At 74.4% G+C, this 21,413-nt stretch carries 15 protein-coding genes; 6 read left to right on the plus strand and 9 right to left on the minus strand.

Annotated features, from left to right (window positions below):
- Positions 1-389 precede the first annotated feature (389 nt).
- Both rsmA and ABD220_RS00420 read left to right on the plus strand, forming a co-directional pair.
- Positions 390-1,292 (plus strand): 16S rRNA (adenine(1518)-N(6)/adenine(1519)-N(6))-dimethyltransferase RsmA, encoded by a 903-nt coding sequence (rsmA, locus tag ABD220_RS00415; protein WP_344118814.1) that lies wholly within the window; start codon positions 390-392, stop codon positions 1,290-1,292.
- Positions 1,289-2,236: a 4-(cytidine 5'-diphospho)-2-C-methyl-D-erythritol kinase gene (locus tag ABD220_RS00420; protein WP_344118816.1), complete on the plus strand. Its 948-nt coding sequence runs from the start codon at positions 1,289-1,291 to the stop codon at positions 2,234-2,236. The genes rsmA and ABD220_RS00420 overlap by 4 nt, the downstream gene beginning before the upstream one ends.
- A 70-nt stretch (positions 2,237-2,306) precedes the next feature.
- Here the strand turns inward: ABD220_RS00420 and ABD220_RS00425 are convergent, their stop codons facing one another.
- From ABD220_RS00425 to ABD220_RS00455, 7 genes are all read right to left on the minus strand, one after another.
- Entirely contained in the window at positions 2,307-3,668 is a 1,362-nt protein-coding gene (locus tag ABD220_RS00425) for a hypothetical protein (RefSeq protein WP_344118818.1), read from the minus strand.
- Between the two features lie 170 nt (positions 3,669-3,838).
- Positions 3,839-5,365 carry a lipopolysaccharide biosynthesis protein gene (locus ABD220_RS00430; protein ID WP_344118820.1) on the minus strand — a complete coding sequence of 509 codons (1,527 nt, stop codon included), beginning with the start codon at positions 5,363-5,365 and terminating at the stop codon, positions 3,839-3,841.
- A complete protein-coding gene (locus ABD220_RS00435) occupies positions 5,362-6,633 on the minus strand; it encodes an O-antigen ligase family protein (RefSeq protein WP_344118822.1) in 1,272 nt (423 codons plus the stop codon). Before ABD220_RS00435 ends, ABD220_RS00430 begins: the two co-directional genes overlap by 4 nt.
- A 7-nt stretch (positions 6,634-6,640) precedes the next feature.
- A complete protein-coding gene (locus tag ABD220_RS00440; RefSeq protein WP_344118824.1) occupies positions 6,641-7,612 on the minus strand; it encodes a glycosyltransferase family 2 protein in 972 nt (323 codons plus the stop codon).
- Positions 7,602-8,426, minus strand: coding sequence for a CDP-alcohol phosphatidyltransferase family protein (locus tag ABD220_RS00445; protein ID WP_344118826.1), 825 nt, complete (start codon positions 8,424-8,426; stop codon positions 7,602-7,604). The genes ABD220_RS00440 and ABD220_RS00445 overlap by 11 nt, the downstream gene beginning before the upstream one ends.
- On the minus strand, positions 8,426-12,508 hold the full coding sequence (locus tag ABD220_RS00450) for a fibrinogen-like YCDxxxxGGGW domain-containing protein (RefSeq protein WP_344118827.1): 4,083 nt from the start codon (positions 12,506-12,508) through the stop codon (positions 8,426-8,428). Before ABD220_RS00450 ends, ABD220_RS00445 begins: the two co-directional genes overlap by 1 nt.
- A 33-nt stretch (positions 12,509-12,541) precedes the next feature.
- Complete coding sequence (locus tag ABD220_RS00455) at positions 12,542-13,258, minus strand: hypothetical protein (RefSeq protein WP_344118829.1); 717 nt, start codon at positions 13,256-13,258, stop codon at positions 12,542-12,544.
- Between the two features lie 397 nt (positions 13,259-13,655).
- Between ABD220_RS00455 and ABD220_RS00460 the strand changes: the two genes are divergently transcribed.
- Positions 13,656-14,996 carry an acyltransferase family protein gene (locus ABD220_RS00460; protein ID WP_344118831.1) on the plus strand — a complete coding sequence of 447 codons (1,341 nt, stop codon included), beginning with the start codon at positions 13,656-13,658 and terminating at the stop codon, positions 14,994-14,996.
- Positions 14,997-15,162: 166 nt separating this feature from the next.
- Positions 15,163-15,609 carry an FAD synthase family protein gene (locus ABD220_RS00465; protein ID WP_344118833.1) on the plus strand — a complete coding sequence of 149 codons (447 nt, stop codon included), beginning with the start codon at positions 15,163-15,165 and terminating at the stop codon, positions 15,607-15,609.
- A 3-nt stretch (positions 15,610-15,612) separates the two neighbouring features.
- Here the strand turns inward: ABD220_RS00465 and ABD220_RS00470 are convergent, their stop codons facing one another.
- Positions 15,613-17,241, minus strand: a complete 1,629-nt coding sequence (locus tag ABD220_RS00470; protein ID WP_344118835.1) for a bactofilin family protein — start codon at positions 17,239-17,241, stop codon at positions 15,613-15,615.
- Between the two features lie 207 nt (positions 17,242-17,448).
- Here ABD220_RS00470 and ABD220_RS00475 point away from each other — a divergent pair, with 207 nt between their 5' ends.
- Both ABD220_RS00475 and ABD220_RS00480 read left to right on the plus strand, forming a co-directional pair.
- On the plus strand, positions 17,449-18,786 hold the full coding sequence (locus tag ABD220_RS00475) for a ScyD/ScyE family protein (RefSeq protein WP_344118837.1): 1,338 nt from the start codon (positions 17,449-17,451) through the stop codon (positions 18,784-18,786).
- A gap of 82 nt (positions 18,787-18,868) precedes the next feature.
- Positions 18,869-19,249, plus strand: a complete 381-nt coding sequence (locus tag ABD220_RS00480; RefSeq protein WP_344118839.1) for a DUF1304 family protein — start codon at positions 18,869-18,871, stop codon at positions 19,247-19,249.
- A gap of 140 nt (positions 19,250-19,389) precedes the next feature.
- Here the strand turns inward: ABD220_RS00480 and ABD220_RS00485 are convergent, their stop codons facing one another.
- Positions 19,390-21,231 carry an ABC-F family ATP-binding cassette domain-containing protein gene (locus ABD220_RS00485; RefSeq protein ID WP_344118840.1) on the minus strand — a complete coding sequence of 614 codons (1,842 nt, stop codon included), beginning with the start codon at positions 21,229-21,231 and terminating at the stop codon, positions 19,390-19,392.
- Positions 21,232-21,413: the final 182 nt, after the last annotated feature.

Genomic DNA, 21,413 nt, shown 5'->3' on the forward strand with positions numbered 1-21,413 from the left:
ACTGGATGGGGGACTCGGCGTCGAAGGAAGCCGAGACATGGGGGCTCGGCGGCAACGGGGCGCTGGAACGTGGGGCCTCAGTGTGGGTGGGTGCTGCGGTGTGGGGGCTCGGGCGGTCGGGCGCAGGAACGTGGGGCCTCGGCGGCTTTGGTGCGGGCGTGGGGACTCGGTGGGAGATGGGGCGACAGGCGGTGCTGGGGTGTGGAGGGCTCGGCGTGGGCGGGTGCTGGGGGTGTGGGGACTCGGCGTGGGTGGGTGCTGCGGTGTGGGGACTCGGCGCGGGTGGGCGTGGGGCTCGGCGTGGGCGGGTGCTGGGGTGTGGGGGTTCGGCGGCTTGGTGGGGGCGGGGCGGCGAGGGTGGTGGGGCGGGTGGCCGATACGATGTCCCGGTGACAGAATCCACCGCGCCAGAGCCCGCCGCCCGCGCCCTGCTGGGGCCAGCGGAGATCCGCGCGCTCGCCGAGCAGCTGGGGATCCGCCCGACCAAGACGCTCGGGCAGAACTTCGTGATCGACCCCAACACGATCCGGCGGATCATCGCCGCCGCGAGGCTGGGCGAGCACGAGACGGTGCTCGAGGTAGGACCGGGCCTGGGCTCGCTGACCCTCGGGCTGCTGGACGCCGCCGAGCAGGTCGTGGCCGTGGAGATCGACCCCCCGCTGGCGGCGCAGCTGCCGCACACGGTGAAGCGCCTGCGCCCCGAGCTCGCAGGCCGGCTGACGGTGCTCGAGCAGGACGCCATGCGGGTGGAGGAACTGCCCGCCGAGCCGACCGCCCTGGTGGCGAACCTGCCCTACAACGTGGCGGTCCCGGTGCTGCTGCACCTGCTGGCCCGCTTCCCCTCGATCCGGCGGGGGCTGGTCATGGTGCAGGAGGAGGTCGCGGACCGGCTGGCCGCGGCGCCGGGGTCCAAGGTCTACGGAGTGCCGTCGGTCAAGGCCTCCTGGTACGCGGAGGTCACCAAGGCCGGGACCATCGGGAAGAACGTGTTCTGGCCGGCCCCGAAGATCGCCTCGGGGCTGGTGCGCTTCGAGCGCCGCGAGCAGCCCGTGGCCGACGTGGACCGGGAGCTGGTCTTCGCGGCGGTGGACGCGGCCTTCGCCCAACGGCGCAAGACCCTGCGGGCCGCCCTCGCCGGGTGGGCCGGCTCCGCCGCGGCGGCCGGCGAGATTCTCGCGGCGGCAGGGATCGACCCGGGGGAGCGCGGCGAGAAGCTCGACGTCCACGGTTTCGCCCGGATCGCGCAGGCCGGTGCCGCCGCGGGCCTGACGGCCGGGGTGCGCGGCGGATGAGCACGAGTCAGCTCGCCGAGCGCGCCGGCGCGCCGGGCAAGGTCAACCTCTTCTTCGCGGCGGGCCCGCCGCGCCCGGACGGCTACCACGACGTCGCGAGCCTGTACTGCGCGGTCAGCACGGGGGAGACCGTGAGGGCCACGCTGACCCGGGGCGCCGGCACCACCGTGGGCGTGGCGGCGGTCCCGGGCTCGCTCGTGGCCCAGCAGCTCGACCGCGGGACGTTCTCCCTGGACACGGTGCCGACCGACGGGTCGAACCTCGCCGTCCGGGCCGCCGAGGCGGTGCTCGCGCGCTTCCCGCCGCTGGTGGGCGGGCTGCACCTGCAGATCGACAAGGCCGTGCCCGTGGCCGGCGGCATGGGCGGGGGCTCCGCGGACGCCGCGGCGGCCCTGGCCGCCGTGAACCGGCTGGCCGCCCGCGTCTCGGGGGAGCCCGCGCTCGACGACGACGCGCTGCTGGAGCTCGCGGCCGGTCTCGGCGCCGACGTGCCGTTCGCGCTGACGGGCGGGGCGGCGGTCGGCACCGGGACAGGTGCCCGGCTGCGCCCGGTGGCGGTCGGGGCGCCGCTGCACCTGGTCCTCGTGGCGGCCGAGGCGGGTCTGCCGACGCCGGCCGTCTACGCGGAGCTGGACCGCCTCCGGGCGGACGAGGACGTCCCGCCGCCGCGGCTGCCGGAGGGCCTCGTGGAGCGTCTGGGCGCCGGCACGGCCGAGGAGCTGGCCCCGCTGCTGGCCAATGACCTGCAGTCCGCGGCCCTCTCCCTCGCGCCGCAGCTGGAGCCGGTGCTGGCCGCCGGTGCGGACGCCGGCGCCCTGGCGAGCTTCGTGTCCGGGTCCGGGCCCACCGTGGCGCACCTGGTGGCGGACGCCGCCGCGGCCGCGGCGCTCGCGGACGTGCTCAGGGGCCAGGGAGCGCCCGCTCTCGCGGTGCGTGCTCCCTGACCCCTGGCTTCCGGCCGCCGGCGCCTGGATCTGACCTGACCTCCCGGGTTCAGGCGGCGCCGGCGGACGATCAGCGCGGCTGCGGCCGGGCGTCCCGGGCCGGCGCGGCGTCCGTGCCCGGGCGGGGCTGGCGCTGCACGACGAACGCGGGGACCACCGCGGCGCCGCGGCCGCTGAGCCGCTCGAACCGCTCCTGGAACCGGCGCAGCCGGCCCCGGGGCTCCACGGCCAGCACCACGCCGTCCACCCGGTCGGTCAGGGCGGCGAGCTCGGCGGCACCGGCGCGCGGCGGCACCGTGGCCAGGAGCAGCGAGGGCGTGGTGTCGTCCATGCCCAGCCAGTCGGCGTCGCCCAGCGGGCCCACGGCGTCGGCGAGCGTGTGGGCGGCCACGACCTCCACGGTCCCGCCCCACGAGGAGACGACGGCGTCCAGGGCCTGGACGACGACCGTGGCCTGTCCGGGCAGGGCCGAGTGCACGGCGATCCGGGAGCCCGGCCGCGGCACCGCGCGGTCCTCGTCCTGGGAGAGCCGGCGCAGCAGCTCGAGTGCGCCGTCCTCGTCGTCCACGGAGTTCAGCACCACGACGGGCGAGCCGGTGGCGTCGGCGAGCCGGTCGGGCCGGCGCACGTTGCGGTCGGCCCGCTCCCGAACCGCGCCGGCGAGGGCGCCGAGGACCAGTCCGCCGACCAGACCGCCGGCGAGGAAGAGCGGGATCCCGGCGGAGGAGGGCTCCTGCGGGGGCGTGGCCTCGCTGATCACGCGGCCCGGCGTCGGGGCGATGAGGGCGAGGGCGGTGCGCTGCTCCCGCAGCCGCCGCAGGCTGGAGGAGTCGTCGTCGCTGCGCTCGAGGCCGGCGATGGACTCGTCGATGCGCTCGAGGGTGTCGTCGGCCGTGCTCTGGACGTCCTCGCCGCGGTCGGCGAGGTAGGCGGTGGCCAGGGCGTTGGCCCGCTCGGCGGCCTGTGCGGGGTCGTCGGCGGTCACCGTCACCCGGAGCACCTGGGTCTGGTCCGGGGCTGCGGTCGAGATCCGCTCCAGCAGGTCGTCGGCCAGCGCGGGGTCAGCCTCCTCGACGGGGACGTCCTGCAGCAGGGCGGCGGCCCGCAGAGTGATGCGCTGCGAGGCCATCGTGGCCATCTCCGTCTGCATCGAGACGTCGTCGTAGCCGGAGTCGCCCGTGAGCGGGTTCACCGCGCTCGGCGTGACGGTCATCGAGGCGGTCGCCTGGTAGGTCGGCGGCCACAGCAGACCCGCCACGAGGGCAGCGGCCAGCACGACGAGCCAGGTGCTGAGGATCGTGGGCCACCGGCGCAGGACACGGCGCCACGCCGGCGTCGGGTCCGCCGGCTCCGGGCGGCGCGGCCCGGTCCGGACGGTGTCGTCCCGGGTTCGGCGCCGTTCGGCGCCGATGGTGTTCAGAGTCTCGCTCATGTGGATTTCCCCCCTGGTGGATCGTGGGTCGTCTCGGAAGAGGCGGTCGTGCCCGGCGCCCCGCCCCCCGGCGGATCGCCGACCCCGGCCCCCGGAAGCGCTGCCGGGTCCAGCCCGGCCGGCGGCGTCCTGATCCGATGTCGATCGCTTTGAATGTTACAGATGCAAACTCATCGGGACCACAGAAGGTCCCGGGAACTCCGTGGCCTCTTCGGGCCACACGCCTCGGCGCCCGTCCCCCGGACGGCGGTCCGGCGCCGGAGAACGAGCACCGCCGCCGCACCCAGCACGAGCAGACCGGTCAGCGCGAGGTGCACGAGCAGGCCGGAGGCGGTGGTGCCGAGCACGGCCCGGACCAGCAGTCCGCTCCCGCCCGTGAGCACCGCCGCGGCCGCGGCGATGGCGCCCACCACGGACCAGCGCGGGGCGATGCCGAGCAGCCGCACGGACTGGAACAGCGCCAGCCCCGTGTCGGTGAGCACCGACGCCGCCCACGCCGTGGCCGCTCCCACGAGCCCCCACTGCGGGATCAGCCACAGGTTCAGGGCCACGGCCACGGCCAGGGCCGCGGACTTGTTCATCAGCTGCCACCGGCTGCGCCCTGCCATCAGCAGCAGGGACTGCACGCCGCCGGCCGAGACGGCCAGGAGCATGGCGGAGGCGATGACGAGCATCGCCGGGTAGCCGGCCCCGAAGTCCTCGCCGAAGAAGGACAGCACCACGGGCCCGAACAGCAGCAGGGTGAGGTAGAAGGGCCAGGCGCCGGCCACGAGCACGGCGGTGGTGCGGGTGAACACGGAGCGGGCCGTGGCGAGGTCGTCGACCGCCAGCGCGGCGCTGATGGACGGTCCGGTGACCATGCGCGCGGTGTGGTCGAGCATGGCGCCCACCCGGATGCACCGGTTGACCACGCCGTAGACGCCCGCCGCGGCGGGGCCAAGGAAGGCGGCCACGAGCAGCACGTCGAGCCACTCGAGCAGCGCCTCGACCACCGCGGTCACGCCGCGGGCGGAGGAGAAGGACCAGAACGCCCGCCGCTGCGGGCCCGCCTCGGGCGGGGGAGCGGCCCCGGGCCGGTCGCGCAGGTCCCGGAGGTGCCGGCGCAGCAGCAGGAGGGCGAGCACGGCGACCACGGCGACCGGGGCCGTCCACGCCGCCGTGAGGGCGAGCAGCCCGCCGCCGGCGACGACGACGGCGAGCACGCCCAGCACCCGCAGCGAGGGCAGCAGGACGTTCTGGAGGAAGGAGAAGGTCGGCACCCGGTGCAGGCCGCGCAGGGCGCCGAAGGCGAGGTTGAGCACGGCGCCCAGCACGAGGAAGGGCGCCGCCAGCAGCACGGCGGGGCCCACGCCCTCGGGCAGGACCCCGGGGACGGCCGTGAGCACGGCCGCGGTGGCGGCCACGCCGGCGGCGAGCACGAGCACCGGCCGGCCCGCGATCCGCAGCACCGCGGGCACCCCGGAGCTCTGACCCCGGGCGGTGAGGGCGGGGACCGCCCGCACCAGCCCGGTGTCGGCGCCGAAGGTGGACAGGGTCGTGGCGATCGCCAGCACGGCCACCACCTGGAAGAACTGGCCGGCCGCCGCCGCGCCCGAGGCGTTGGAGACCACCAGCGTGGCGGCGAAGGCGAGACCCGCGCCGGTGACCACGAAGGCGAAGGTGAGCGAGCCCGAGCGCGCCAGCGGATGCGGGGTCACAACCCCTCCCCGTAGCGCCGGGAGCGCAGCAGCACGGTCAGGCTCAGGCTGATCAGGATGAACTGCACCGCGTCCAGGCCGTAGTAGGTGAAGAACAGGCACGCGGCCACGGGCGCGGAGTGCACGAGCAGCCCGGTGGTGCTGCGGACCTTCAGCGTCACCAGCGTGGTCCCGTGCAGGTAGGCGACGAACAGGCCCAGGCCCACGAGGCCGTAGCAGAACATCAGGGTCCAGACGTAGCCCTGGGTGCCCATCTCGATGCCGACGGTCTCGTCGTACAGGGGCGCCCCGTAGCCCAGCAGGGGGGAGTCCAGGGTCGCCAGGATGGTGTCCCGGTACAGGTCGGAGCGCGTGCCCGTGCTGTCGCTGTACTTCTGCCGGCCCAGGATCCGATCGACGGCCCCGCTGGCCGTGAGCCACCCGCCGACGGCGGCCACGCCCGCGGCCCCGGCCAGGGCCACTCCGATCCGGCCCCGCAGGGCCATCCGGACCATCACGTACCCGAGCGCCACGGCGATGGCGAGGAACATGCCCCGGTTGGTCGTGGCCACGGCCGGGGCGAGCGAGGCCACCAGCCCGGCCACGATCAGCAGGTGCCGGGCGCGGAAGCGGACGGTGGTGAGGTAGGCGAGCACCAGGGGCGTGAGGAGCACGAACCCGGAGCCCCACCCGTTGGTGTACGGGAACGGGGCGGCCGGGCGGTTGTACGGCTCGGGCGCGCCCCAGGGCAGCTGAACCTCGGCCAGGGGCGGGAAGAAGAAGTTCCGCACGAGCGCGTTGGAGGTGATGCCCTCCGGCAGCAGCAGGCCGATCGGGGTGGTCAGCCGCGCCTCGGGGATCACGAACGTCAGCAGGCCGAGCCCCACGAGCGTGGCCCACGTGATCACGGCGGCCCGCAGGAACCGCCGGTGGTCCAGGGTCTCCCGGGCGTTCCAGTAGTAGACGACGTAGACCAGGGCGGCGAAGATGTTCACCCAGCGCAGCGCGAAGCCCATCCAGGAGCCGAAGCCCTCGATCTGCACCGAGCTCGCCGCCATCCACAGCAGGAACACCCCGAGCAGCCACGCCGGCCAGGGGACCGTCACCGAGCGGCGGAGCACGAGCAGGAGGAGCATGACCACGGCGAGCAGTGCCGGGGCGAACTGCAGGGCGCCGGAGGCCCAGATCAGGGGCAGCCCCCAGAACAGGGTCAGCAGCGGCCAGGCGGGCAGGGCGGAGGTGGTGCGGCGGACCGGGGCCGGCCGCACCACCGAGCTCAGGAGCGCCACGGCCGCCTCACACGCCCCGGCCGAAGAAGGACACGGCGTTCTGCAGCCGCTCGGCGCTGACCGCGCCCGTCGCGACCGCCAGTGCGCCCCACGCCCGCAGCTGCCCGCGGTCCCGGCGCAGCGCGGCCCGCGCCCACCGCACCGCCTCCCGGCGGTCGCCGCGGGCCGCGTGGGCGAAGGCCACCTGTCCGGCCATCAGGGCCGTGCCCCGGTCGGAGGTCGCGAACTCGGGGAACTTGCGCAGCAGGTAGGTCAGGGCGTCGGCCATGTCCCCCCACTGCTGGCGGAAGAACGAGGGCCGGTCCCAGCGCACGGTCAGCACGGTCTCGGGCACGGAGTGCACCGGGGCGTGCCGGGCCAGGCGCAGCAGCAGGTCGTAGTCCTCGCCGTAGGAGGAGGGCAGGTCCTCGTCGACGAGCCCCACGGGCCCGTACAGGTCGGCGCGCCGGCAGATCAACGCGGAGGGGTGGATCTCCATCATCCGGTCGGCCAGCAGCTCCGGGAAGGTGGCCACGGGCTGCGGGACGCGCCGGATGGTGCGCTCGTGGGAGACGATCTCGATCGCGCCGGCGATCGCCGAGGCCTCCGGGTGCCGGTGCCAGTGCGCCACCTGCCGGGTGAGCTTGCCCGGGGCCCACACGTCGTCGTCGTCGCAGAAGGCGATGATCTCCCCGGTGGCCGCGGCGATGCCGGTGTTGCGCGCGCCCACCAGGCCCGGGGCGCGGGTGTTGGGCACGGTGCGCAGCTCGACCCCGGCCGGGACGTCGACGTCCCGGAGCGGGTCGACCTCCACCCGGTCGAAGACGACGACGACCTGCAGGGGGCCGGCGTAGTCCTGCCCGACGATCGCGCGGACCGCCTCGCGCAGCATCTCCGGGCGCCCGGCGGTGGCGATCAGGACGGACACGGACGGGTGGTCGGTGCGGAAGCCGGCGGCGGTGGCAGTGGTCGTTGCCGGGGCGAGGACGTCAGCGGACATGGCGGGTGCTCCTGTCGGTCGGGGAGGCGCCGACGGCGTCGGCTCCCGGGGCGGTGTCGGCGGGCCGGGTCACGAGACCCAGGTACTTGCGCCGCATGGAGACCGCGCTGATCGCCGCGAGGGCGGCCAGCAGGATCGCGTAGGCGGGCAGGAAGAGCGCGGGGATCCCCCAGAGGAGGAAGATCCAGCAGGTGACCCCCGCGTCGGTGGGCAGGTTGAGGAAGGAGCGCAGCGTCCCGCCCGCGGGCGGCCCCGAGAGGCCGCCCGTGCGCCGCAGCTGCTCGGCGAGGATCTGGCTCATGAACTGCCCGACCTCGACGAGCACGAACAGCGCGGCGAGCACCGCCAGCGCCGTGGCCGGGAACGCCTCGGGCCGCGGGTGCAGCAGGGCAGCGGCGGCCACGGCCAGGTGCAGCGCCGGGGTCCGGATCGAGTCGACCACGTGGTCGAGCCACTCCCCGGCCGGCGAGCCCGTGCCCGTGAGCCGGGCCACCTGCCCGTCGGCGGAGTCCAGGACGTAGCCGGCCGCGAGGAGCACGGCGACGACGACGCCCGTGGCCGGGGCCGGCGGGGCCGCCACGAGCACGGCCAGCCCCGCCGCGGAGAGGACCGCACTGAGGGCGGTCACCCCGTTGGGGGTCAGCCCCGCCGCGGCGGCCTCGGCCGCGGCGTAGCGGGCCAGCGGGCGGTTCACCCACCGGGTGTACGCCGGGACCCCCTGGCCGGGCTTCTGCGCGGCGCGCAGCCCGGCCAGGGCCTCCGGGAAGGTGGGCCGGCGCCGCCGCGGGGCGGCGGCGGTGGAGGTGGTGCTCATCAGGCCTTCGCCTCCGTGCTGGGCACGAGCTCGAGGTCGAAGGTCGTGTCGGTGGTGTTCGTCCAGTTGGAGTGCACCTCGGCGGCGATCACGTTCTTGCCGTTGCGCAGCGCCGACGCGGGGATCTGCACCACGACCGGTGCGGCGACCGCGGTGGCCGTCCGGCGCGGCGCCAGCGCGTAGGTGCCGGGTCCGAGGTCCCCGTCCGGCAGGTTGTCCCGGGCCACCTCCTTGCCGTTGACGTAGACGGCGATGCCGTCGTCGGCGCGGGTGGTGAGCGTCAGCTTCGTGTACTTCGAGGCGTCGGCCACGTCCAGGGACCGGCGGTAGTACGTGGTGAGCGGGCGCGTGCCGTCGGCCACGAGCGTGGTCCGCACCGAGGCGTCGCCCCAGCCGAGCACGGCCGAGCCCTGCTTCCACGCGGCGTCGTCGAAGGCCGTCCCGGCCCAGTCGCCGGCCGGCGGGTTGGCGCGGTCGTGGTGGTACCGCCAGGTGGCGCCCTCGGCGACCAGTGCGGCCGGCTTCTCGGCCGGGGGCTCCTCCGCGGGCGGCGCCGGCTGCGTGCCGGGGGTGACCACCGCGGAGAGGTCGAAGGTGGCGTCGGTGGTGTTCGTCCAGTTGGAGTGCACCTCGGCGGAGATCACGTTCTTGCCGGTCCTCAGCGCCGATCCGGGCACCTCGACCACGACCGGCTCGGCCACCGCGGTGGCGGTCCGGCGCGGGGACGTCGCGTAGGTCCCGGGGCCCAGGTCGCCGTCCGGCAGGTTGTCCCGGGCGACCTCCTTGCCGTTGACGTAGACGGCCACACCGTCGTCGGCGCGGGTGGTGAGCGTCAGCTTCGCCACCTTGGAGGCGTCGGCCACGTCCACCTCCTTGCGGTAGTACGTGGTGAGCGGGCGGGTGCCGTCGGCCACGAGCGTGGTCTTCACCGAGGCGTCGCCCCAGCCGAGCACGGCCGAGCCCTGCTTCCACGCGCCGTCGTCGAAGCCGGTCCCGGCCCAGTCGCCGGCCGGCGGGTTGGCGCGGTCGTGGTGGTACTTCCACGTGGCGCCCTCGGCGACGAGCTCGTTCGGATCCGCCGGCTCGTCGGCCGGGGGCTCCTCCGCGGGCGGCTCCTCGGCCGGGGGCTTCTCCTCGGCGGGCGGCGCCGGCTGCGTGCCGGCCGTGACCACGGCGGTGAGGTCGAAGGTGGCGTCGGTGGTGCTCGCCCAGCTGGAGTGCATCTGGGCCGAGACCACGTTCTTGCCGGTCCTCAGCACCGATCCGGGCACCTCGACCACGACCGGCTCCGCCACCGCGGTGGCGGTCCGGCGCGCGGACAGGGCCCACGGGTGCTCCTCGAGCGAGCCGTCGGTGACGTTGGAGCGGACCACTTCCTTGCCGTTGACGAAGACGGCCACACCGTCGTCGGCGCGGGTCGTGAGGGTCAGCTTGGCCACCTTGGTGGCGTCGGCCACGTCCACGGTGCGGCGGAAGTGGGTGACGATCGGGCGGGTGCCGTCGGCCACGAGCGTGGTCTTCACCGAGGCGTCGTTCCAGCCGAGCACGGCCGAGCCCTGCTTCCACGCGGAGTCGTCGTAGTCGGTGGCCTTCCAGTTCGCACCGGGCGAGACGTCGCGGTTGTGGTGGTACTTCCACGTGGCGCCCGCGGGGATCAGGGTGCTGGTGCCGGGCTCGGGCTGCGGCGCCGGGGCCGGCTGCGAGCCGGCCACGACCACCGGGGTGGAGGCGGAGACGTTGCCCGCGGCGTCCGCCGCGCGCACCGCGTACCGGGCGCCGTCCACGTGCGGCACCTTGAGGCTCGTGCCGGTGGCGGTGCCGATGGGCCGGTCGTTGCGCAGCACCTGGTAGGTCACGCCGGTCTCGGGGGCCGCCGTCCAGGACAGAGCGTCGGAGGCGCCGTCCGGGGCGACCTTCAGACCCGTGGGCGCGGCCGGGGCCTTGGCGTCCCGCGGGGCGAAGCGGAGGAAGCCGCCGGACCACTGCGCGGAGCCGGAGGTGGCGACGCTGCGGTTGATGTCGCCGCCGGTCCACAGCACCCCGTTGCTGTCCATGAGGGTGGCCCACACGCCCCAGCCGCCGAAGCCCTTGATCTCCGGGTTGAAGCCGGGCTGGTACTTGCCGGTCGCGGCGTCCCAGGCGCCGATGGCGTTGATCCGGTCTGCGACCGTCACCGGCTGGGTCGAGGCCCGGGTCCATTTCGTGGCACCGGCGTTGAACCAGTGGAAGCAGTGGCAGGCGCCGTAGACGGTGTCGTCGGTCGAGGTGATCGCCTGCATGTCGCCGCCGGAGGTGGTGATGCCCCAGGAGGTGCGCTGGAAGGTGGAGCGGTCGAAGCCGAACATGTTGTGCTCGGCGCCGCCGGCCCACACGGTGCTGCCCTGCTCGCGCACGGCGAGCTGGAACGCCGTCTGGCCGGGGTTGGCGTAGTCCACGGGCACGGACGGCTCCCAGGTCCAGGTGTCCAGCGGGGCGCCGGCAGTGGTGCGCACCGCTGCGAGGCGGAACGCCGAGGTGCCCTGGGACTGGTTGAAGTACCCGGCCGCGTAGAGCCGGTCGCCCTTCGCGGAGGCGTCGATGCTGGCCACGGTGCCGTTGAACTCGGGGTTCCAGCTCGCGTCCGGGGTGCGCGTGGAGATCTTCACGCGGGCGCCGCTGCGGGCGTAGACCCTGCCGGTCGCCTGTCCGCCGCTCAGGTGGGTGAAGGCCCCGGCGAGGTACAGGTGGTCGCCCTGGACGTCGAGCGCCCGGACCTGCAGGACGCCGTTGGTGAGGAGGTTCTCCACCTTGAGGTTCCAGGCGGTGTCGATCCTGCCGGTCGTGGCGTCGAGCACCACGAAGCCGGGGGAGCTGACGCCGTTGACGGTGCTGAAGCGACCGCCCACGGCCAGCCGGTTGTTCGGCAGCTCGGCGAGGGCCTTCACCTGGCCGTCGAAGACGGGGCGGAAGTCGGTGCGCAGCTCCCCGGTGTTGACGTCGAAGGCCGCGAGGTAGGCCTGGGCCACGCGCCCGGTGCCGGCCTGGTTGCGCTGCATCGCCTTGAAGTTGCCGCCGGTGAAGACCGTGCTCCCGATCTGCTCGAGGGCCTGCACCTCGGTGTTCATCTCCCCGGACTGCCCGTCGGCGCGCTCCACGGCGCCCCACTTGGTGGGCTCGGCGCCGCTGTTGGGCAGGGCCCGCTGGGCGATCGCGGCGGTGCCGGAGTCGGGGATCGCCTTGCCGCTGAAGGCCTGCTGGGTGACCTTGGGCCGCAGGTACACCTGGGTGAAGGGCATGGCGCCCTTGCCGCCGGCGGCCGGCGACCACAGGTGGGTGGTCGAGGTGTTGCTGCCGATCACGTCGTCGCCGTAGCGGAAGCCGCGCTGCCAGCTGGTCTCGGCGACGTCCGCGAAGCGCACGCGGGCCGTGCCGGTGTTCGTGCCGAAGTCGTTGGTGGTGCCGGTGGTCCCGGAGGCCACACCGGTGCCGTAGACCAGGGAGAAGGAGGTCACCGGGGTGCGGGAGCCGAAGGTCCAGTTCCAGTACGGCTTGGCGGAGATCTTCATCCGCCCCTCCTGCCACGTGGTGCCCTCGGCGTCACGGGCCCGGCGCAGCCGGATGCCGTCGTCGAGGGAGTCGGGCCGCTGCCCGTTCAGCAGCTCGTCGACCGTCTTCGAGGAGAGCTGCTTGGGCGCGAAGGCCGCGGGGCCCGTGACCGTGGAGGAGACGTCCTTGGGCGTGCCCACGCCCTGGTAGTACTCCTTCCAGTCGTTGCGGCCGCGGCCCACCATGACCCAGCCGCCGCCGTCGGTCACCTGGTCGCAGTAGAACTGCTCGGGTGCGGTCATGGCCGGGGTGACCAGCCAGTAGACGCCGGAGGCGGACTTGGGGTCCTTCTGCTTGATCTCCCAGCAGGACGCCGCGGCCGAGGCCGCGGACTTGCCGTCCACCGGCGGCGCCTCGGCGGCGCCCACCGGGCCGAAGGTCAGCAGCGTCGCGGCGACGGCCATCACGGTGCCGATGCTCAGGGACGCCTTGGTGCGGGCCGTGCGCGCTCGGCGCCGGCTGCGATCCGCCCGTGGCGGGGTGTTCGTGTTTCCCATGGTGTGGTTCCTCAACAGGTTCGTGCGGACGGATCAGCAGGTCGGGTCGTCGGGGAAGCCGTGCTGGACGACTTGCCAGGACTCGCCGGGTTGGCGGAAGAGGTCGTAGTTGTGCAGGGCCCTGCGGTCCTTCTGCTTGCCGCTGACCACCACGCCGTCACGGTCCACGACAGTGACCTCGGAGGAGTCCAGGCAGACCGTGACCCGCACGGCCTCGCCCTCGTCCGTGGGCAGCGGCGCGGAGACGGGATCGCCGACGACGACGGGCGCCCCGCGCTGCTCCCAGCCCTGGTGCTCGAACTCGGCCAGGGACGCGAGGACCTCCTGGAGCGCGGCGCCGGCGGCGGACTCCCCGGCCGCCGCGACGGTGGCCGGGTCCAGCTCGGCGGGGCCGTTCTCGGCGCCGCCGAGCTCGGCGGAGGACTCGGGGTTGGCCGGGTCCGCCGGGGCCGGTGGGTCCGACGGGACGAAGGCCTCCTGGACCTCGAGCACGGCCTCGATCGGCGCGACCTCGGGCGCGTCGGCGGCCACGGGTGCCGCCGAGGGCAGGTCCTTGGCGCGGACCTCCTGCGGCGTGTCCAGCTCCACGACGGTGCCGGCCTCGAGCGCGTCGGCCGCCGGGTCCTCCGTGGCGCCGGCGGCGCCGCAGCCGGTCAGGATGCCGGCGAGCAGGAGCCCGCCCAGCACCGTGCGGGCCGTTCGGGCAGTGGGACCTCGAGTGCTCGATGTGCACGACAGGTCAAGGATCATGTCAGCTCCCCCCAGATCTGAACTTCCGGCGCCGAATGGCCGGCGCCGCGGTGATCCGCCGCAGGCTGTGGGTCGAGGGACCCCTGCGGCGTTCCGGACGACCCCCCGTCCGGATTCATTGGATCGCATGGAGTCTAACCCCGCCGTTTACCATCGGGAACGGAAGTCGCTGTCCCCTTTTGTGACCCGGGTTATCAGATGCAAACGCAGGTTTCTCCGCAGTAGGGTGAGGCGATCACCGGAGTTCCCTGAAGCAAACAGGGGTCCGGACGCAGCACGGGACGGCCGCCGCTCGGGGGAGCGCGACGTCCGGCGAACGCAGGGGGACGTTGTGGCGGGGGAGACAGCAGGACCGGTTCGAGCAGGAGCACGCCGGCGCCCGAGGGCGCAGCTGCCCGTGCGGCAGTTCGCGCACCTCGACGCGATGCGGGCCGCCGCGGTGATGCTCGTGGTGCTCGCCCACGCGGGCCTCGAGCTCGTGCCGGGCGGCAGCGGGGTGACGATCTTCTTCGTCATCTCCGGGTTCATCATCACGCACCTGGTGCTCAAGGAGCACCGGCGCACCGGGGGCTTCGACCTCGCCGGGTTCTACCGGCGGCGGGCCCTGAAGCTGGCCCCGCCGCTGCTGGTGGCCCTGGTGCTGCCCACCGCCCTGTACGCGTGGCTGGTGCGTCCGGTGAGCCTCGGGGACTTCCTGGGGCAGGTCTTCTTCTTCTTCAACTGGCGCTACACGGACTCCCAGGTGGACGTCCTGCCCGGCTCCATCGTGGTGTGGAGCCTGTCCATCGAGGAGCAGTTCTACGTGGCGTTCGCGCTGATCTGGCTGCTGCTGGTCGGCCGGCGCCGGCCGGCCACCGCGCTTGCCGTGCTGGCGGGGACCGCCGCGATCGCCTCGGCGGGCGCACGGGTGGCCCTGCACCTGGGCGGGGCGAGCCCGGACCGGATCTACTTCGGCACGGACACCCGACTCGAGGCCATCGCGATCGGGGTGCTCGCCGCCGTCTGGTACGCCCGCGTCACGGGGGAGCCTGCCTCCGGTGGGCGTGTCAGCAGAGACCGGGCCACCGGGAACCGTGCCGCCGGAGATCGGGGCGCCGGGGAGCGGGGCGCCGGGAGGGGTGCCGCCGGCGCCCCGGCGTGGTGGGGCGGGGACCGGGTCCTGGTGCTGGCCGTGCTGCTCTACCTGGGGTCGCTGCTGGTCCGGGACGAGTTCTTCCGCGAGACCGCCCGCTACACGGCTCAGGCGGTGGCGGCCTGCCTGGTGGTGCTCTGGGGCCTGCACGGTCCCACCGGCCGGATCGGGGCCCGGGTCCTCGCCGGCATGCGGTGGAAGCCGGTCCAGCTGCTGGGGCTGGCCAGCTACAGCATCTACCTGCTCCACCTGGGCACCGGACACGCGCTGACCGCCCTGGCCGGGGAGATCCCGGGCCCGGCCGGAGTGGCCCTGCGCGTGGTGGTCGGCACCGCGGCCGGCATTGCCTGCTGGTGGTTCGTCGAGGAGCCCGTCGCCCGGTGGCACCACCACCGCCGCCGGGCCGGCCGGCGCCCCGCGGCAACGGCCGTACCGGCGGCGTCCGGGCAGCCGGCCGAGCGGCCCGCCGGGGAGACAGCCGGGCAACCGATCGAGCAGCTGGCCGGGCGGCCCACCCGGGAGAAGGCCGGGGCGAGAACCGGGGAGACGTCCGAGCAGCAGGCAGGCCGGCCGTCCGTGCAGACAGCCGGGCGGCCGTCCGGGTGAGTCCGCACCCGCCCGTCCGCTCCGGGCCGGCCGGGCGCACAGATTTCCGCCGCGCACCACGGTGACCGCGGCGAGCAGACCGAGAGGGACCCCGGCGTCGTCCGGGAGGTCCACCGGGCCGGGGCACAGGAGGCCCCGGCAGGATCCCGAGGGGGGAATGACTGACATGAGCACCGACAAGCACACGCCGCGCGTGGGGTACGCGGCCGGGGCGTTCGACCTGTTCCACGTGGGGCACCTGAACATCCTGCGCCAGGCGAAGCAGCACTGCGACCACCTGATCGCCGGGGTCGTCTCGGACGACCTGATCGAGATCACCAAGGGCCACCGGCCCGTGGTCTCCCTGCGGGAGCGGATGGAGATCGTCGAGCACATCCGCTACGTGGACCAGGTCCACGCCGAGGTGCTGCTGGACAAGCTGGACACCTGGCGGCAGCTGCGCTTCGACGTGTTCTTCAAGGGCGACGACTGGCGCGGCACCCCGAAGGGGGAGCGGCTAGAGCAGGAGTTCGCGGCGGTGGGCGTGGAGGTCGTGTACTTCCCGTACACGGTCCACACCTCCTCCACGAAACTGCGGGCCGCCCTGGAAGTGCTCTCGCTGCCGGTGGCCTGAGGCTCAGCGCGGCGGCTCAGGGGGGAGCCGCCGCGCGGGGGCCTCGCCCGCCCACGGCGGCCGCGCCTGCTGCGGCGGTCCCTGCGTCCGGGGTCCCTCCGAGGGGCGCTCGTGCGGAGGGTTCCCGTGGAGCGGCTGTCCCGGGGACGGGCCCGTCCGCGGCGGCCCCGCCGTCGGATGCTGCTCGTGGCCGGCCGGCCACGAACCGGTGTCCTGCGCACGGGACTGTTGCACACCCGCGAGCTGCGAACCGCTGCGCTGCGGGTCGCCGGGCGAGGTGCCGGCGCCGCCGCCCCGGCCCCGGTCTGCCCGCCGGCGTGCCCGGGAACGGCGGGCGGCGTCCCCGGCCCACACCACGAGGGCGCCGACGCCGAGCAGCGCCACGAGCAGGGCGACGACCGGGCCCAGGAACGGCACCGCCCGCAGCAGCACGTAGACCAGCAGGCCGAGGGCCAGGGCGAACGCGCGCCTGCCGAAGCCCGCCGGCGCCCGGTCCCGCAGCAGGAGCCCGCCCGCGGTCAGGCCCACTACGACCGGGGCCAGCAGGGCCACGGCGAGCACCAGGCCCAGCACCAGCACGAGGTCGAGGACCACACCGGTGACAACGGCCGCAGCGGCCAGCCCGGCCAGCGTCAGCCAGCCCAGGGCGACGGCCAGCAGGACCGCCACGACGAGCACGGCCACCACGGCCACGGCCGTGCCCACGATCGTCAGTGCACCCCAGCCGAGGCTGAGCCAGGGCCGGGACCGGAGCGTGCCTGCTGCCCCGGCCACGGTCCGGGGCAGCAGCCACAGCGCGAGCAGCCCGGCCAGGAACAGCGTCACGAACCGGCGCAGCCCGGCGATCAGCAGCGCGAGCGGCCCGGCCGGGCCGGCCGGTTCCTCCTCGACCGCCACCTGCTCGTGGACGACGTCCCCGGCGATCTCGGCGCCCGGGGCGATCGTTGCCTCCGTCCCGGACCGGTAGGACAGGTCCCCGTCGAGGCGCGCCGCATCGGTCAGCGTCAGCCCGGGGTCCACCCGGGGCACGGCGACACCGGTCGTGGGCGCCCACGCCGCCCCGGTGGCGTCGGTCGAGCCCACGTCCGCCTGCACGTTCCCGCCGATCGCGCCGGCCAGGGCGAGCGCGGCGGCCCCGGCCGTCACCTCGCCGTCGATCGTGCCGCCCAGCAGGGCCTGGTAGGCGCCGAGGAGGACGTCGCCGCCGATCTCGGCGCCGGGGCGGGTCTCCACGCTGTAGCCGGCCGCGACCAGGTCGTCGGCCACCCGGGCCTGCTCGCCGAGCAGGAGCACCTGCCCGGCCACGCGGGCGTCGTCGCCCACGGTGCCCTCGATCACCACGGTCCGGGCCGCGGCCATCAGGTCCCCCTCGACCGTGCCGTTGATCGTGACCGTCCCGGCGGCCACCAGGAGGTCGCCGCGCACGGTGCCGTCGACCACCACGCTGCCGCCGGTCACGTACAGGTCGTCGTCCACGACCTCGTCCGCCGCCACCACCACGTTCTCCTCGCCGCGCACCTCGGCGGCCCCGGCGGCGGGGACGGTGACCAGGGCAGTCGCGAGCGCGAGCAGCAGCAGGATCAACAGGGGCAGGGGTCGGCGCAGGAACGGGACGGGCGACGTGCGGGGCACCGGCAGGGACTCCATGCTCCCGAGTGCACGCCGGGGCCGTCGGGGGTGTCAAGGAACGGGCCAGTGTGACGGCGCTCCGCCGTGTACGCGCGCGTAGGTCAAGAGGCGGTCACGGTTGCGGATCGTTCCTGGTGGGGGCGGGGTCGCGGTTCTAGCCTGGGGCTGTCGCGCGGCTGGCGCGCGGGAGGATCCGACCGGGGGTGGGTCATGACGAAACAGAGACTCGGAGCAGGCGTGGTCACGGCTGTCGTGGTGCTGGCAGGGCCGGTGCCGTCGGCGCTGGCGCACGGGGACGACCCGTCGCCCGGGCCGCGGGTGGTCGCGGACGGCCTGGACAATCCGCGGCAGCTCAACTGGGACCAGGAGGGCGATGCGCTGGTCGTGGCCGAGGCGGGCCGCGGCGGGGACAACTGCGTCGAGGACCGGTGCGGGGGGCCGTCGGGAGCGGTCACGCTGATCGAGGACCCGCGCCGGGACGCTCCCACGGTCTCCAGGGTTGTCGAGGGGCTGTTCTCCCTGGCAGGGCCGGGAGGGGTCTTCGCGGAAGGGCCTTCCGGCGCGGATGCCACGGATGTGACGGGGCAGTACGCCATCGCGGGCTACGACCCGGAGCGGGCGGACCTCGCCGTGCCCACGGCGCGGGGCGGGTCGCTGCTCGTGGCGGGCACCGAGGAGGACGGGGAGGAGTACCTGGTCCCGTACGCCGACCTGCAGGCGGCCGAGGAGGAATTGAACCCCGACGGCGCGCAGGTCGACTCGAACCCGTACGCGGTCCTGTACGTGGACGAGGACGACGAGGTCTCGCCGGACGGCTACGCGCTCGTGGCCGACGCCGGGGCCAACGCCGTGTGGAAGGTCGAGCCGGACTTCTCCACCGCCACGGAGGACGCGCTGCCGGAGTACGAGATCACAGTGTTCGCCTCCTGGCCCACCACGGCGCTGCCCGACGGCTCGGACGACCCGGCCGGGCCTGCCGAGTTCGTGCCGACGTCCCTGGCCGCCGACAAGGACGGCAACGTCTACGTGGGCGGCCTGGGTGCCCTGCGGCCGGGGGAGGCCTCAGTGGTGAAGTTCTCCGCGGACGGCACCGAGCTCGACCGCTGGGACGGCTTCACCGGTGTGAACGGCGTGGCCGTGGACGACCGTCACCTGTACGTCTCGCAGCTGTTCGGGCCGACCCCGCCGATGCCCCCGGGCGAGTCCCCGGCGGAGGAGGCGCCGGAGGCCGCGGGCGGGTCCCCGGCGGAGGAGGCGCCGGCGTCGGGCGAGGCGCCGGCGTCGGGCGAGGTGCCGGGCCAGGTGGTGGTCCTGCACCGGCACGAGGAGGACGCGGTCCGGTACGCGATCGACGTCCCGCTGCCCGCCGGTCTCGCGACCGGCCACCACGGCGAGGTCTACGCCTCGGTCAACAGCGTGGCCACGGCCGAGGGCATCCCGGCGGGACCGATGAACCCGCTCGGCGCAGCAGTCGGGGGCGGCGCGGTCTGGGAGCTGGACTTCTCGGACGCCTACCGACTGGAGGCCGCGGAGGCCACCGAGGAGTAGCGCGGAAGGACGACGACGGCGGTGGCGCGGCGCAGTCCCGCCACCGCCGTCGGCCGTCCGCCGCGGACACGAGGTGATGTCGATGAACCTGCTCAGTCAGATCGCCGCCGGCGTCACCGTGGGCGGGCTCGCCTTCGCCTTCGTGCTGGAGGTCTTCTTCCACCGCGATCCGCGGACGTACTCCTTCACTCTCATCCGCCCCGAGGACGTGCCGGCCGTGCGCCTGTGGGTGATCTTCATCGGCCTCTACAACCTGTGCTTCGCAGCGGGCATCGCCGCAGGGCTGGCGCTGCTCAACGCCGGCGCGGTCGGGGCCGGACGCGCCCTGGTGCTCTTCGGCTGCGGAAGCCACGTCTTCCTGGCCGTGCTGTTCCCGTTCGTCGAGCGACGCCTGTGGCGCAACGCGCTGATGGAAGGAGTGCCGCCGCTGATCGCCGTCCTGGGCTATCTCCTCTGGGAATGACCCCGGCGGGTGCTCGTCCCTACCGCGGGGACCGGGCGCCCACGGACGGACCGGCCGGACGCAGGGCACGCTCCAGGACAGGCCCCGTCCCGGTGCTGGTCAGCAGGACCACGGCGTCCTGCTCCGGGCCCGCCACGGGGCTAGACGAGGTCCTCGGACAGCTCGAGCCAGCGCAGCTCGAGCTCCTCGATCTCGTCCTGGACCGCGGTCAGCCGGGCCGTGATCTCGCCCAGGCCGGTGTAGTCGGACTGGTCGTGCGACGCCATCTCCGCGTGCAGGGCGTCGACCTTGGCGGACAGCTTCTCCAGCTTCCGCTCGATCGCGCCCACCTCCTTCTGCGCGGCGCGGGCCTGCGCACCGGAGAGCCTCGGCCCGCCCTCCGCCGTCGTCCCGTTCGACGACGACGCCCCCGTCGCCGCCAGCGGGTTCGAGGCGTTGGCGGAGCCGGCGGCGGTGCCGGTGCGGGACTGGGAGGCGAGCTCCAGGTACTGCTCCACGCCCCGGGGCAGGTGCCGGAAGCGGCCGTCGATCACGGCGTACTGCTGGTCGGTGACCCGCTCCAGGAGGTAGCGGTCGTGCGAGACCACCAGGAGGGTGCCCGGCCAGGTGTCGAGCAGGTCCTCCATGGCGGCGAGCATGTCGGTGTCGAGGTCGTTGGACGGCTCGTCGAGGATCAGCACGTTCGGCTCGTCGAGCAGGATCATCAGCAGCTGCAGCCGCCGCTTCTGCCCGCCGGAGAGGTCCTTGACGGGGGTGGCGAGCTGCTCGTTGGTGAAGCCGAGCCGCTCCAGCAGCTGGCCCGGCGTCATCTCCTTGCCGTCGGCCAGGTAGGTGGTGCGCTTGGAGGCGACCACGTCCGAGACCCGGTCCTCGGCCACGTCCTCCAGCTCGGACAGCTGCTGGGTCAGGGTCGCGATCTTCACGGTCTTCCCGCGCTTGACCCGTCCGCTCGTGGGCAGGACCTCCCCGGTGACCAGGCCCAGCAGCGTGGACTTGCCGGCGCCGTTGACGCCCAGGATGCCGGTGCGCTCGCCGGGGGCGATCAGCCACGTGACGTCCCGGAGCACCTCCCGCGGGCCGTCGTCCTCGGTGGGGTAGGAGACGGAGACCTTCTCGAGGTCCACCACGTCCTTGCCCAGCCGGGAGACCGCCAGCTGGGACAGGGCCACGGTGTCGCGCGGCGGCGGGACGTCGTTGATCAGCTGGTTCGCGGCCTCGATGCGGAACTTGGGCTTGGCCGTGCGGGCGGGCGCGCCGCGGCGCAGCCACGCCAGCTCCTTCTTCATGAGGTTCTGCCGCTTGGACTCCACGGTGGCGGCCTGCCGGTCCCGCTCCACCCGCTGCAGGACGTACGCCGCGTAGCCGCCCTCGAAGGGCTCCACCATCCGGTCGTGCACCTCCCAGGTGTCGGTGCACACGGCGTCCAGGAACCACCGGTCGTGGGTGACCACGGCCAGCCCGCCCTGGTTCCTGGGCCAGCGGTTGTTGACGTGGCGGGCCAGCCAGGTGATGCCGTCCACGTCCAGGTGGTTGGTGGGCTCGTCCAGGAAGATGACGTCCCAGTCCCCGGCCAGCAGCGCGGCGAGCGCCACCCGGCGCTTCTGCCCGCCGGAGAGCTCGCCGAGCTTGGCATCCCAGTCGAGGTCCTTGACCAGTCCCGAGACCACGTCCCGCACCTTCGCGTCCCCGGCCCACTCGTGCTCCTCGCGGTCGCCGACGACGGCGTGCCCCACGGTCAGCTCCGGGTCCAGCACGTCGGCCTGGTCGAGCATGCCGACGCGCACGCCCGAGCGCACGGTCACGCGGCCTCCGTCCGGCTTCAGCCGCCCGGCGAGCAGCTTCATGAGCGTGGACTTGCCGTCGCCGTTGCGGCCCACGATGCCGATCCGGTCGCCCTCGTCGATGCCGAGGCTGACGGAGTCGAAGACCGTCTTGGTGGGGAATTCCAGGTGCAGGTTCTCGCCGCCGAGTAGATGTGCCACCCGTCAAGGGTACTCGCGCCCCTTGCCGCCCCGAGCCCCCACCTCCCCGGCCTCACCTTCCTGGCCCCTGTCGCATCGAGTCCCCACCTGAGGGACCTCCGGGCATGCCGAGTCCCCACGTTCGGACCCCTCAGCACGCCGAGTTCCCTCCTTGGGAACCCTCGGCCCGCCGAATCACCAGC

Origin of the sequence: Kocuria aegyptia, assembly GCF_039530085.1 — a bacterium.
In the GTDB taxonomy this organism is placed as follows: domain Bacteria; phylum Actinomycetota; class Actinomycetes; order Actinomycetales; family Micrococcaceae; genus Kocuria; species Kocuria aegyptia.